Genomic DNA, 14,177 nt, shown 5'->3' with positions numbered 1-14,177 from the left:
ACCGAACGTCGTGTTTGGTAAGGAATGAACCATGCGTCATCGTAAAAGTGGTCGTCACCTGAGCCGCACTAGCTCGCACCGCAAGGCCATGTTTCAAAACATGGCAGTGTCGCTGTTCGAGCACGAGCTGATCAAAACTACACTGCCGAAAGCTAAAGAACTGCGTCGCGTTGCTGAGCCGCTGATCACTTTGGCCAAGACAGACAGCCTGGCTAACCGCCGTCTGGCTTTCGACCGTACTCGTTCGAAAGCTATCGTTGGTAAGCTCTTCAACGACCTGGGCAAGCGTTACGCTACCCGTGAGGGTGGCTACCTGCGCATCCTCAAGTGCGGCTTCCGCACTGGCGACAACGCGCCTATGGCGTACGTCGAGTTGGTTGATCGTGCTACCGGCGGTGAAGCTGTATCCGCTGAGTAAGACGTCAGTCTGAAACGAAAAACCGGGCCTAGTGCCCGGTTTTTTGTGCGCGTATGAAAAGCGTACCTACGTTAGTTTTTTTCTATCGATACTTGCAGGTTAATGAATTAGCAGGTGTAACGTTCGTGAACAATACTTCCTCTCAGCCGATTAGTCGGCAGTTCAAGACTGACAGAGGAAGAGATCGCATGAGCCAAAATAAAACACTTACCACCGCGAGTGGCGCTCCTGTCGCCGACAACCAGAATTCCCGCTCCGCCGGCCCTCGCGGCCCATTGCTCCTCGACGACTTCCACCTGATCGAGAAGCTTGCCCACTTCAACCGTGAAAACATCCCGGAGCGCCGTGTACACGCGAAAGGCTCGGGTGCTTACGGTACGTTCACCGTCACCCGCGACATCACCGACTACACCAGCGCAAAATTGTTCGAATCCGTCGGCAAGCAAACCCCAACGTTCCTGCGGTTTTCCACCGTGGGTGGTGAGCGCGGCTCGGCCGACACAGAGCGCGATCCACGTGGCTTCGCCCTGAAGTTCTACACCGAGGAAGGCAACTGGGACATCGTCGGCAACAACACGCCGGTGTTCTTCATTCGCGACCCGCTTAAATTTCCGGACTTTATCCACACTCAAAAACGCCTGCCGCAGAGCAACCTGAAAAGCGCGCAGATGATGTGGGACTTCTGGTCACACTCGCCTGAGGCGCTGCACCAGGTCACCATCCTGTTTTCGGACCGTGGCATCCCTGACGGCTACCGTCACATGCACGGCTTTGGCAGCCACACCTACAGCCTGATCAACGCCAGCGGCGAGCGTCACTGGGTGAAATGGCACTACAAGACCCAACAAGGGATCAAGAACCTGGCGCCGGCAGAGGCTGCGCGCCTGGCGGGTACGGATCCGGATTACGCACAACGCGACTTGTTCGGTGCAATTGAGCGCGGTGATTTCCCGAAATGGCGAGTGTGCATTCAGATCATGACCGAGGCCCAGGCTGCGGCGCACTACGAGAACCCTTTCGACGTGACCAAGACCTGGTCGCAGAAAGAGTTTCCACTGATCGAAGTAGGCGAACTGGAGCTCAACCGCAATCCGCTGAACTACTTCGCTGAAGTCGAGCAGGCGGCGTTCGGTCCGAGCAACATGGTTCCGGGCGTCGGTCTGTCACCGGACCGCATGCTGCAAGGTCGCGTATTCGCTTACGCAGATGCGCACCGCTACCGTGTAGGCACCAACCACCAGCAACTGCCGGTGAATGCGCCTCGCAACCCGGTCAACAGCTACCAGCGTGATGGCTCCATGGCGTTTGGCAATAATGGCGGTGCAGCGCCGAACTACGAGCCAAACAGCTACGTCGAATCGCCGAAACAAGCGCCTCGCTACGCTGAGCCAGCTCTGGCGCTGATCGGCGCGGCTGATCGTTATGATCATCGTGAAGACACCGACTACTACAGCCATGCCGGTGCGCTGTTCCGACTCATGAGTGATGAGCAGAAGGCACTGTTGGTCAACAACATTGCCGGGGCGATGGCTGGCGTTTCAAGCGATGTGGTTGATCGCCAATTGCAGCATTTTTTCAAGGCCGACCCGGCGTATGGAGAAACAATCGCAAGGGCACTCAACGTACAGATTAACGAAGTCTAAACGAGAAGCAGAACCGCCCTCATCTGGGCGGTTTTTGCGCTATTTAAACCACTTTTCTCAGAATATCTTCGCTTTTATCGCGCAAACAAAGTGACCAAACAGTCGTCGTGGTTCAAACTACAGACTTTCAAGCAGGGAGATGTAGGGCGATGCAAGGCCACCCAGACGTAATCGATTACCTCAACACGTTGCTGACCGGCGAACTGGCGGCGCGTGATCAATATTTCATCCATTCGCGGATGTACGAGGACTGGGGTTTCACCGAGCTCTACGAACGTATCAACCACGAAATGGAAGAAGAGGCGCAGCACGCTGACGCCCTGATGCGCCGTATCCTGATGCTCGAAGGCACGCCGCGCATGCGTCCGGATGACCTGGATGTCGGCACCACCGTGCCGGATATGCTCGCCGCCGACCTGCGTCTGGAATACAAAGTCCGCGCCGCACTCTGCAAGGGCATCGAGCTCTGTGAGTTGCACAAGGACTATGTCAGCCGCGAGATCCTGCGCATTCAGCTGAACGACACCGAAGAAGATCACACCTACTGGCTGGAGAAGCAGTTGGGTCTGATCAAGTTGATCGGTCTGGAGAATTACCTGCAATCGCAGTTCTGAATTTCAAAACCTGAAGATCTCGTGTAGGAGCGAGCTTGCTCGCGATGGACTACAGAACACCGCGTATATTCACGGATCAGCGTTATCGTTAACGACCATCGCGAGCAAGCTCGCTCCTACAGGTGGCGATACAAAAAAGCCCCTGTCACTATTGAAGTGACAGGGGCTTTTTCATGGGCCTGATTCAGGCCTTGTCGCGAGCCAGCAGCGGTTTGAGGTAGAAACCGGTGTGAGACTGCTTCATCTCGCAGACTTCTTCAGGCGTACCGACCGCAATGATCTGCCCGCCTTTGGAGCCACCTTCCGGCCCAAGATCCACCAACCAGTCAGCCGTCTTGATCACGTCCAGATTGTGCTCGATCACCACCACGGTGTTGCCGTGGTCACGCAGACGATGCAACACGTCGAGCAGTTGCTGGATATCCGCGAAGTGCAAACCAGTAGTCGGCTCATCGAGGATATAAAGCGTCTTGCCGGTATCGCGCTTCGACAGTTCGCGGGACAGTTTCACCCGCTGCGCTTCACCACCGGACAGCGTGGTCGCCGATTGTCCCAGCTTGATGTACGACAGGCCGACATCCATCAACGTCTGAAGCTTGCGCGCCAGAGCAGGAACCGCATCGAAGAACACCCGAGCCTCCTCGATGGTCATTTCGAGTGTCTCGTGGATGCTCTTGCCCTTGTACTTGATCTCCAGGGTTTCGCGGTTGTAGCGCTTGCTCTTGCAGACATCGCACGGAACATAGATGTCGGGCAGGAAGTGCATTTCAACCTTGATCAAACCGTCGCCCTGGCAGGCCTCGCAGCGTCCGCCCTTCACGTTGAAGGAGAAGCGCCCCGGACCGTAACCGCGCGAACGGGATTCCGGCACACCGGCGAACAGCTCGCGAATCGGCGTGAACAGCCCGGTGTAAGTCGCCGGGTTGGAACGCGGGGTACGGCCGATCGGGCTCTGGTCGATGTCGACGACCTTGTCCAGATGCTCCAGCCCTTTGATGCTGTCGTGAGCCGCCGCTTCCAGCGTCGTTGCGCCGTTGAGTGCCGTCGCGCTCAAAGGAAACAGTGTGTTGTTGATCAGCGTCGATTTGCCCGAGCCGGACACGCCGGTGACACAGGTCAGCAGACCGATCGGAATGTCCAGGTCGACATTGCGCAAGTTGTTGCCTCGAGCTCCCTTGAGGGACAGCGACAACTTCTTGTTACGCGGCGTGCGTTCGGCCGGTACAGCGATCTTCACCCGGCCCGACAAATACTTGCCGGTGAGCGAATCAGGGTGAGCCATGACCTCGGCCGGTGTACCTTCGGCGACGATATGCCCGCCATGCACGCCAGCACCCGGGCCGATATCCACCACATAGTCTGCAAGGCGAATCGCATCTTCATCGTGCTCGACCACGATCACCGTGTTGCCGATATCACGCAGGTGCTTGAGCGTGCCAAGCAACCGATCGTTGTCGCGCTGGTGCAGGCCAATCGACGGTTCATCAAGAATGTACAAAACGCCAACCAGACCGGCACCGATCTGACTGGCCAGACGAATCCGCTGAGCCTCACCACCAGACAAGGTGTCCGCACTGCGATCCAGCGACAGATAGTCGAGGCCAACGTTGACCAGGAATTGCAGTCGCTCACGGATTTCCTTGAGGATCTTGTCGGCAATTTCGCCGCGACGCCCAGTCAGCTTCAGCACACCGAAGTATTCGCATGCATCGCCAATCGGCAGATTGGTGACGGCCGGCAAAGTCTTCTCGCCCACCCAGACATGCCGCGCCTCGCGACGCAGGCGTGTGCCACGGCAATCCGGGCAAGGCTGGGTGCTGAGGAACTTGGCCAGCTCTTCGCGCACGGAGGCCGACTCGGTTTCGCGGTAGCGACGTTCCAGGTTCGGCACGATGCCTTCGAACGGGTGCGAGCGTTTGACGATGTCGCCACGGTCGTTCAGGTATTTGAAGTCGACGTTCTGCGAGCCGCTGCCGTGCAGGATGAATTTCTGCTGATCGGCCGGCAGTTCGTTAAACGGTACTTCGAGGCTGAACTTGTAGTGCGACGCCAGCGACCCGAGCATCTGGAAATAATAGACGTTGCGCCTGTCCCAGCCGCGAATCGCGCCCTCGGCCAGGGTCAGTTCGCCATTGACCAGTCGCTTGATGTCGAAGAACTGCTTCACGCCCAGACCATCGCACGTCGGGCAGGCACCGGCCGGGTTGTTGAAGGAGAACAGCTTGGGTTCCAGCTCGCTGATGGCATGGCCGCAGATCGGGCAGGCAAAGCGCGCGGAGAAGATGATCTCTTCGCCAGGCTCGTCATCCATCGGTGCTACCAGCGCAATGCCATCGGCCAGTTTCAGCGCGGTCTCGAACGACTCGGCCAGACGCTGCTGCAGATCGGCGCGGACCTTGAATCGGTCGACTATGACGTCAATCGAATGCTTCTTTTGCTTGTCCAGCTTCGGCAGTTCATCCAGTTCGCAGATCCTGCCGTTGACCCGGGCCCGCACGAAGCCCTGGGCTCGCAGTTCTTCGAAGACCGAAAGGTGTTCACCTTTGCGTTCGCGAATCACCGGTGCCAGCAGCATAAGCTTGCTGCCCTCCGGTTGCGCGAGGACCAGGTCGACCATCTGGCTGACAGTTTGCGCTTCCAGCGGAATGTCGTGATCCGGGCAGCGCGGAATGCCCACTCGAGCGTAAAGCAGGCGCAGGTAGTCGTAGATTTCGGTGATGGTGCCGACGGTCGAGCGCGGGTTGTGCGAGGTCGACTTCTGTTCGATGGAGATGGCTGGCGACAGACCTTCAATGGTGTCGACGTCAGGTTTTTCCATCATCGACAAGAACTGCCGGGCATAGGCCGACAGCGATTCGACGTAACGGCGCTGGCCTTCGGCGTACAGCGTGTCAAATGCCAGGGACGATTTGCCGGATCCGGACAGGCCGGTGATGACGATCAGTTTGTCCCGTGGCAGGGTCAGGTCGATGTTCTTCAGGTTGTGGGTTCGGGCCCCACGAATCAGGATCTTGTCCAAAGTGGCCTCGCTCGGCGGGCGTCGAAAACGTAGGAGTATACGGCCAAATACTGGATGGATGCACACTATCAAACGAGTGGGTGACTCTCCTGCATGAAGAGTCTGTCAGCGGAGCGCGTCAAAGCGTCGCGATATACCCTGTCAAACGATGGGACTGGTAGAATCGCCGCCGGTTCACATGAGGTTTTTCCATGCACGATCCCCACAGCGAACGCATGAGTGGCAGTGAGACCCGCGCAGCAAGCGGTCTGGCCCTGGTGTTCGCCTTCCGTATGCTTGGCATGTTCATGGTGTTGCCGGTATTGGCGACCTATGGGATGGATCTGGCAGGAGCGACCCCGGCCCTCATCGGGCTGGCGATTGGCGCTTATGGCCTGACCCAGGCGATTTTTCAGATTCCTTTCGGTTTCGTTTCCGACCGCATCGGGCGCCGCCCGGTGATTTACCTGGGGCTGATCGTCTTCGCCCTCGGCAGCGTGCTGGCGGCCAATGCCGATTCGATCTGGGGCGTTATTGCCGGACGAATCCTGCAAGGCGCCGGAGCAATTTCCGCAGCGGTCATGGCATTGCTGTCAGACCTGACCCGCGAACAGCATCGGACGAAAGCCATGGCCATGATCGGCATGACGATCGGTCTGTCGTTCGCTGTCGCCATGGTGGTAGGACCGTTGCTGACCCGCGCTTTCGGTCTGTCCGGATTGTTTCTCGCCACGGGTGGCATGGCGCTGTTTGGCATCGTGATTGTGATGTTCATGGTGCCGCGCTCCACCGGGCCGTTGCAGCATCGCGAGTCCGGCGTCGCGCGTCAGGCGCTGATGCCGACGCTCAAGCACCCGGACCTGCTGCGCCTGGACCTGGGCATTTTTGTGTTGCACGCGATGTTGATGTCGAGCTTCGTTGCATTGCCGCTGGCCCTGGTCGAAAAAGCCGGTCTACCCAAAGAGCAGCACTGGTGGGTCTACCTGACCGCGCTGCTGATTTCCTTCTTCGCCATGATCCCGTTCATTATCTACGGCGAGAAGAAACGCAAAATGAAACGAGTTTTATTGGGCGCGGTGCTGACGCTGATGCTCACTGAGCTATTCTTCTGGCAGTTCGGCGATAGCTTGCGGGCTCTGGTGATTGGTACGGTGGTGTTTTTTACCGCATTCAATTTGCTGGAAGCTTCGTTGCCATCGCTGATCAGCAAGGTTTCACCGGCCGGCGGCAAGGGCACGGCGATGGGGGTTTATTCCACCAGTCAGTTCCTCGGTTCGGCGCTGGGCGGGATACTCGGTGGTTGGCTTTTCCAGCATGGCGGTTTGTCGGTTGTGTTCTTGGGATGTGCCGGGCTGGCTGCACTTTGGCTAGTCTTTGCTGTTACCATGCGGGAACCTCCGTATGTGACGAGCCTGCGCTTGCCGTTGTCGCCCGAAGCGATTCGTGAAGCTGGCCTGATCGAGCGCCTCAAGGCCGTCGTTGGAGTAACCGATGCAATCGTGGTTGCCGATGAAGCGGCGATTTACATCAAACTGGACACCGAATTATTGGATCGCACTACCCTCGAGCGTCTGGTGAACAACCCGGCCGCTACAGCGTGCGAAGCCTAGGAGAACGTTATGGCCCGTGGGGTTAACAAAGTCATATTGGTCGGCACTTGCGGCCAGGATCCCGAAGTTCGCTACTTGCCTAACGGTAACGCCGTGACCAACCTGAGTCTGGCGACCAGCGAACAGTGGACCGACAAGCAAACCGGTCAGAAAGTCGAAAAGACTGAATGGCACCGTGTGTCGATGTTCGGCAAAGTTGCGGAAATCGCCGGCGAATACCTGCGTAAAGGTTCGCAGGTCTACATCGAAGGCAAGCTGCAGACCCGTGAGTGGGAAAAAGACGGTATCAAGCGTTACACCACTGAAATCGTGGTCGACATGCAAGGCACCATGCAATTGCTGGGCGGCCGTCCACAGCAAGGCGACCAACAAGGCGGGGGCAATAACTACCAGCAGTCCGCCCCGGCTCCACGCCAACAGGCTCCGCGTCCGCAGCAGTCAGCAGCACCGCAACAGTCGCGCCCGGCGCCACAACAGCAGGCCGCTCCGCAGCCAGCTCCGGATTTCGACAGCTTTGATGACGATATTCCGTTCTAGGATGTAGCCAAGACTTTTTTGTAAGGTCTAGCCTCGAAACCCCCGATCGGTCCTCTGGACTGGTCGGGGGTTTTCTTTTGCGCGTTATTTGTAGGAGCGGCCGGGCGGCGTTCCGTTTGCTGGCGATGAACGATTACGCGGTTTACCTGATTAACCGCGCTGCCTGGATCGCCAGCAACCCGGCTCCTACTGAATCGCGGTTAGCTCCGGGCCTGGTGCAGTTTTTTGTAGCTGTCGATCAGGCGCTGGTGTCGATCGAGCCCCTCCAGTTTCATGCTGGTCGGCGTCAAGCCATGGAAGCGCACGCTGCCGTCCACCGATCCGATCGCTGCATCCGTTCGCTCGCTGCCAAACATCCGGCGGAAATTGGCCTCGTAGTCTTCCAGTTCCAGGTCTTCGTCCAGCTTCATCTCCAGCACCACATTGACGGCCTGGTAGAACAAGCCACGCTCAACTGTGTTGTCGTTGTACTGCAGGAACATTTCCACCGCCTCTTTCGCCTCTTCAAATTGTTGCAAGGCGAGATAAATCAGCAGCTTCAACTCCAGGATCGTCAGCTGACCCCAGGCGGTATTGTCGTCGAACTCGATGCCGATCAAGGTGGTGATGTCGGTGTAGTCGTCCAGCTCACTTTCCACCAGACGCTCAACCAGCGCTTGCAGTTCGTCTTCGTCCAGGCGATGCAGGTTCAGGATGTCGGCGCGGAAGAACAGCGCTTTGTTGGTGTTATCCCAGATCAGATCGTCTACCGGATAAATTTCCGAATAGTCCGGCACCAGAATGCGGCAGGCTTTCGCGCCGATATGCTCGTAGACCGCCATGTACACTTCCTTGCCCATGCCTTCGAGAATGCCGAACAAGGTTGCGGCTTCCTCGGTATTCGAGTTTTCACCCTGGCCGGAGAAGTCCCACTCGACGAATTCGTAATCCGATTTGGCACTGAAGAAGCGCCACGACACCACGCCGCTGGAGTCGATGAAATGCTCGACGAAGTTATTCGGCTCGGTCACCGCATGACCTTCAAACGTCGGCTGGGGCAAGTCGTTGAGGCCTTCGAAGCTGCGGCCTTGCAGCAGCTCCGTCAGGCTGCGTTCCAGCGCCACTTCCAGGCTCGGGTGCGCGCCGAACGAGGCGAACACACCGCCGGTACGCGGGTTCATCAACGTGACGCACATCACGGGGAATTCACCCCCCAGAGACGCATCCTTCACCAACACCGGGAACCCTTGCTCTTCCAGCGCCTGAATACCGGCGAGGATCCCGGGGTACTTCGCCAGCACGTGGGCCGGCACATCCGGCAGTGCAAATTCACCTTCGATGATTTCGCGTTTGACCGCGCGCTCGAAGATCTCCGACAGGCACTGCACCTGGGCTTCGGCCAACGTGTTACCGGCACTCATGCCGTTGCTCAGGAACAGGTTTTCAATCAGGTTGGACGGGAAATACACCACCTCGCCGTCGGACTGGCGCACGTACGGCAGCGAGCAGATGCCGCGTTCTTCATTGCCCGAGTTGGTATCGATCAGATGGGAACCACGCAGCTCGCCGTCGCGGTTGTAAATCTTCAGGCAGTACTCGTCGAGAATTTCGGCCGGCAACTCATCTTTACGGCCAGGCTTGAACCAGCGCTCGTTCGGGTAATGCACAAATTCCGCGTTGGCGATGTCTTCGCCCCAGAACTGGTCGTTGTAGAAGAAGTTGCAGTTGAGCCGCTCGATAAACTCGCCCAACGCCGACGCCAACGCGCCTTCCTTGGTCGCACCCTTGCCGTTGGTGAAGCACATCGGCGAATGCGCATCGCGGATATGCAGCGACCATACATTGGGCACGATATTGCGCCACGAGGCGATTTCAATCTTCATGCCCAGGTCCGCCAGAATCCCCGACATATTGGCGATGGTTTGCTCCAGCGGCAGATCCTTGCCCGCAATGTAAGTGCCCGCCTCTGAACTGGAAGCAGGCATCAACAACGCCTGGGCATCGGCGTCGAGGTTTTCCACCTCTTCGATCACGAACTCAGGCCCGGCTTGCACCACTTTTTTCACGGTACAACGGTCGATGGAACGCAGGATGCCCTGGCGGTCCTTGTCGGAGATGTCCGCTGGCAATTCGACCTGGATCTTGAAAATCTGGTTGTAACGGTTTTCCGGGTCAACGATGTTGTTCTGCGACAGGCGGATGTTATCCGTGGGGATATTGCGCGTGCTGCAGTACAACTTCACAAAGTACGCCGCACACAACGCCGACGAAGCCAGGAAGTAGTCGAACGGACCCGGTGCCGAGCCATCGCCCTTGTAGCGGATTGGTTGATCGGCCACCACCGTGAAGTCATCGAACTTGGCTTCAAGCCGAAGGTTGTCGAGAAAGTTGACCTTGATTTCCATGGGGGAGTACCAGAATAACGGGCTAGACGATTTGGCCGCCATTATCCGGCTTTTCGGCCGTAAGTCTCGTGGTTGTCTAGCCCTGGAACAGGTTTACACCTGTTTCACCCTGACGCCCGATGCACGGTCTGCGTATTGATCCATGTCGTTGCCGTCCTACGGCTGGCTGGTAGCCAGGAACTCGTCGGTGGACACCACGCGGGCATAGGCAAAACCCAGGGCCGACATGAAGGCGGCGTGAACGTGGGCGGCCGGAACGGTGAGGCCGTTGAACTCCAGGTCACGGGAGGCACAGGCGTCGTGAATGACGGTGACGGCGTAACCCATGTCGGCGGCCGCACGGGTAATGCCGTCGACGCACATGTGGCTCATGCTGCCGACCACCACCAGTTCCTTGATGCCTTGTTCGTCGAGGATCGACTTCAGGTCGGTTTCGCGGAACGAGTTGACGAAGTGCTTGAGCACTACCGGCTCGTCGGCGCGGTTGAGGACTTTGGGGTGCAGCTTCGCGCCTTCGGAGCCTGGGGTGAAAAACGGCGCTTCGTCGGAGGTGAATTCGTGGCGAATGTGCACCACCGAATCGCCGGCCTCGCGGAAGGCCTCGATCAGGCGTACGGCATTGTCCGCAGCAGCATCCGCGCCGACCAGCGGCCACTTGCCTTGGGGGAAGTAGTCGTTTTGGATATCGACTACGATGAGTGCTTGCTTGGCCATGACTGTTTCCTCGAAGTGTGTGTTGGTGTGGAATGAAGTATTGGGCCTGGCGGACTGTCCGAGGATTGGCCGCACCGACAATAGAAGGGGGAAAACTGACAATGGACGCACAAAGGGCAATCGCCGAGCTGGGCGTGCTGATTTATCCGGGCGCGCAGATGGCGGCGGTGCATGGACTGACGGACTTGTTCGGGGTGGCGAACCGGATTGCCGCCGACTATCAGGCGGCGCAGTTGCCGCTGCTGCGGGTCAGCCATTGGCAGGTCGATGGCGATCAAGTGCCCAAGCGTGTCTACGACAGCCATCCCGCGCCGGACGGTGCATTGGTGGCGGTGTTGATCCCGCCGTCGATTGGCGGTTTTTCCGAAGGTCAGGCGCCGCAAGGCTTGATGAGCTGGATTCGTCAGCAACATGCACAAGGCGCGACCCTCGGCGGTGTTTGCGTGGGCTCGATTCTATTGGCCGAAAGCGGCCTGCTCGACGGCCGCAGCGCCACCACCCACTGGACCTCGGCCAAGACCTTCGCCGAGCGTTACCCGGCGATCAAACTCAAGGCCGATACACCGATCGTCGACGACGGCGACCTGATTACTACCGCCGGGTTGATGGCCTGGTCCGAGCTGGGTCTGCGTCTGGTGGACCGACTGCTGGGGCCGAGCATCGCCACCGGCACGGCGCGTTTTCTGGTGGTGGAACACAGCGACAGCGCGAGCGAGTGCGGCAGTAATTTTTCCCCGATTCTCAGCCATGGCGACGCCTCGATTCTCAAGGTTCAGCATTGGCTGCAAAGCACCGGGGCGACTGATGTGTCGCTGACGGCGATGGCCGAACGGGCAGGGCTGGAGGAGCGCACGTTCCTGCGTCGATTCCGCGCGGCGACCGGGTTGAAACCCACCGAATACTGCCAGCACCTGCGGGTCGGCAAGGCTCGGGAAATGCTTGAATTCACCAACGGCACCATCGATCACATTGCCTGGACCGTGGGCTATCAGGACCCGAGCGCCTTTCGCGCGACGTTCAAGAAGATAACGGGGCTGGCGCCGAGTGATTATCGGACGCGGTTTGGGGTGACACCGTCCGCCGCCGTGGCCCGTCAATAAGCAACACCCCAAATCCACTGTGGGAGCGGGCTTGCTCGCGAAAGCGGTGTATCAATGGGCATTAATGATAAATGACACACCGCTTTCGCGAGCAAGCCCGCTCCCACAGTGAATCTATGCAAGGCTTGGGTCGTGCAAATTGCCGGAAGTGAAACAGGTGTCGTGCAGAATAAGACAGGCTTAGTGCTATCACCGATTCGGCAACTTCTTGAATTGTCGTTCATTTCACCCCGGGCGCCGTTGGCCTGATCTCTGCACCCCTACAACTACATTCATCTAGCGCCGATTGAAGGGGGACGCATGACCCCAACAAACCGCAAGAAACTGGTAGTCGCCCATTCGGTGCGACCCGACGCGCCACAACATGAAGTTGAAACCAATCGCGCGCTGGCCCGTTGGCTGGCGCAGGTCCTCGGGCTCAAATTCGGTGGCAGTTACGACTCTCAAAAGCACAGCGGTCGTGACCTTTATCTGTTGCCCACCCAAACACTGGTCGGTGCCGCCGCCGCGCGGCAGTTGGGCGTCAGCGGACCGGAGGATTTGTGGGGTGGCTACGTCGAGCATGATTTCATCTGCACCAAAGCCATCAGCCACGGCCTGCGCAACAAAAACGCTCATGCTCCGCAGGGTTGGTCGCCGTTGTTTTCCGAACGGGTGCGCAGCGTGGTGCTTGATGGCCTCAGCGTGTTTTCCCTCGACGATGCGCGTCCTGCGGCGGAACACTTGCTCTACAGCGGCCCCATTCGTTTGAAACCGATTCATGCCTGTGCCGGGCGGGGTCAGGAGGTGATCAACAGCCTTGATCAGTTCGACGCAGTCCTTGCGCGGCCCGATGCCCAAATGCTGTTCGCCGAAGGCGTGGTACTGGAACAGGACCTGACCGACGTGGTGACCCATAGCGTCGGCCAAAGCTTCATCGGCGACAAAGTGCTGAGCTACTGCGGTGATCAATACTTGACCAAAGACGGTCAGGGCGAGCAGGTTTATGGAGGGTCCAACTTGCTCGTGGTGCAGGGTGACTACGACGATTTGCTCGGACTGGATCTGCCCGATGAGGTGCGATTGGCGATCCGGCAAGCGCAGGTGTTCGACAACGCGGCGGACGAGGCCTATCCCGGTTTCTACGCGTCGCGACGCAACTACGACATTGCGCAAGGCCTGGACACTAACGGCCTGCAGCGCAGCGGCGTACTCGAGCAGTCCTGGCGCATGGGCGGCGCGAGCAGCGCGGAAGTGGCGGCGTTGCAGAGTTTCGTCAACGATCCGGGCATGCGCGCAATCCGCGTGTCTTCGGTGGAAACCTACAACGATCAGGCGCTGCCGGCGGACGCCATCGAGGTGTACCGCGGGCCGGCACAAAACAGTGAATTTCTTCTCAAGTACGTAACGGTCCAATCCTATGACGGCTAGAAGCGAAACCATTCAGATCGACATCGACGATGAACAGATGAGCGGGACTTTTCTCAGCCCCAAATCGAAAGTCCCCGGCGTGCTGTTCGTGCACGGCTGGGGCGGCAGCCAGGAACGCGACCTCGAGCGGGCCAAAGGCATCGCCGGTCTTGGCTGCGTGTGCCTGACGTTCGATTTGCGCGGGCACACCGGCGGCACCGGCATTCCGCTGACGCGGGTCACGCGAGAAGACAACCTGCGCGACCTGCTGGCGGCTTACGACCGATTGCTCGCGCATCCGGCGCTCGATACCTCGGCGATTGCCGTGGTCGGCACCAGTTATGGCGGTTACCTGGCGGCGATCCTGACTTCATTGCGCCCGGTACGCTGGCTGGCGTTGCGGGTGCCGGCGCTGTATCGCGACGAGCAATGGCATACGCCAAAGCGCGATCTGGACAAGATGATTTTGCGTGATTACCGCAGTACGCTGGTGCGCGCCGACAGCAATCGTGCGTTGCATGCTTGTGCGCAATTTACCGGGGATGTGTTGTTGGTGGAGTCTGAGTCCGACGACTACGTGCCACACGCGACGATCATGAGCTACCGCGCCGCGTGCCAGCAAACCCATTCGCTGACACACCGAATTATCGACGGCGCGGATCACGCGTTGAGCGAGCCGGTTTCGCAGCAGGCGTACACCTCGATTCTGGTGGACTGGATTACCGAGATGGTGGTGGGTGAGCGGTTGAGCATTATTCAATCCAAGTAAG

Annotated in this window: 11 protein-coding genes; 8 read left to right on the top strand and 3 right to left on the bottom strand. The window is 58.6% G+C overall.

Annotation, left to right across the window (positions count from 1 at the left end):
• Window positions 1-31: 31 nt before the first annotated feature.
• From rplQ to bfr, 3 genes are all read left to right on the top strand, one after another.
• Window positions 32-418, top strand: a complete 387-nt coding sequence (gene rplQ, locus ACA073_RS23465; RefSeq protein ID WP_007943777.1) for a 50S ribosomal protein L17 — start codon at window positions 32-34, stop codon at window positions 416-418.
• 188 nt (window positions 419-606) lie between these two features.
• Window positions 607-2,061 (top strand): catalase, encoded by a 1,455-nt coding sequence (locus tag ACA073_RS23460; RefSeq protein WP_497399868.1) that lies wholly within the window; start codon window positions 607-609, stop codon window positions 2,059-2,061.
• Window positions 2,062-2,210: 149 nt separating this feature from the next.
• Window positions 2,211-2,675, top strand: a complete 465-nt coding sequence (gene bfr / locus ACA073_RS23455) for a bacterioferritin (RefSeq protein ID WP_007933692.1) — start codon at window positions 2,211-2,213, stop codon at window positions 2,673-2,675.
• Window positions 2,676-2,859: 184 nt separating this feature from the next.
• Here bfr and uvrA read toward each other — a convergent pair whose 3' ends face one another.
• A complete protein-coding gene (uvrA, locus tag ACA073_RS23450; protein WP_497399866.1) occupies window positions 2,860-5,694 on the bottom strand; it encodes an excinuclease ABC subunit UvrA in 2,835 nt (944 codons plus the stop codon).
• Window positions 5,695-5,885: 191 nt separating this feature from the next.
• On the opposite strand from uvrA, the gene ACA073_RS23445 reads away from it, so the two are divergent.
• Together ACA073_RS23445 and ACA073_RS23440 are read left to right on the top strand one after the other, a co-directional pair.
• Window positions 5,886-7,283: an MFS transporter gene (locus tag ACA073_RS23445; protein WP_497399864.1), complete on the top strand. Its 1,398-nt coding sequence runs from the start codon at window positions 5,886-5,888 to the stop codon at window positions 7,281-7,283.
• A gap of 9 nt (window positions 7,284-7,292) precedes the next feature.
• Window positions 7,293-7,820 carry a single-stranded DNA-binding protein gene (locus ACA073_RS23440; RefSeq protein WP_056743429.1) on the top strand — a complete coding sequence of 176 codons (528 nt, stop codon included), beginning with the start codon at window positions 7,293-7,295 and terminating at the stop codon, window positions 7,818-7,820.
• A gap of 200 nt (window positions 7,821-8,020) precedes the next feature.
• Here the strand turns inward: ACA073_RS23440 and ACA073_RS23435 are convergent, their stop codons facing one another.
• Window positions 8,021-10,204: an OsmC domain/YcaO domain-containing protein gene (locus tag ACA073_RS23435; protein ID WP_497399862.1), complete on the bottom strand. Its 2,184-nt coding sequence runs from the start codon at window positions 10,202-10,204 to the stop codon at window positions 8,021-8,023.
• 156 nt (window positions 10,205-10,360) lie between these two features.
• The gene (locus ACA073_RS23430; RefSeq protein WP_497399860.1) at window positions 10,361-10,918 is read right to left on the bottom strand and encodes a cysteine hydrolase family protein; all 558 of its coding nucleotides are present in this window, start codon (window positions 10,916-10,918) and stop codon (window positions 10,361-10,363) included.
• 101 nt (window positions 10,919-11,019) lie between these two features.
• Here ACA073_RS23430 and ACA073_RS23425 point away from each other — a divergent pair, with 101 nt between their 5' ends.
• The 3 genes from ACA073_RS23425 to ACA073_RS23415 all read left to right on the top strand — a co-directional run bounded on the left by ACA073_RS23425 (window position 11,020) and on the right by ACA073_RS23415 (window position 14,176).
• The gene (locus tag ACA073_RS23425; protein WP_497399858.1) at window positions 11,020-12,018 is read left to right on the top strand and encodes a GlxA family transcriptional regulator; all 999 of its coding nucleotides are present in this window, start codon (window positions 11,020-11,022) and stop codon (window positions 12,016-12,018) included.
• Between the two features lie 300 nt (window positions 12,019-12,318).
• Entirely contained in the window at window positions 12,319-13,428 is a 1,110-nt protein-coding gene (locus ACA073_RS23420) for a DUF3182 family protein (protein ID WP_497399856.1), read from the top strand.
• A complete protein-coding gene (locus ACA073_RS23415) occupies window positions 13,418-14,176 on the top strand; it encodes an alpha/beta hydrolase family protein (RefSeq protein WP_497399854.1) in 759 nt (252 codons plus the stop codon). Before ACA073_RS23420 ends, ACA073_RS23415 begins: the two co-directional genes overlap by 11 nt.
• Window position 14,177 lies beyond the last annotated feature (1 nt).

It is taken from the genome of Pseudomonas sp. LBUM1670 (assembly GCF_059695695.1).
The sequence above is the reverse complement of the archived record's forward strand: the minus strand, read 5'-3'. Positions and strand labels throughout refer to the sequence as shown.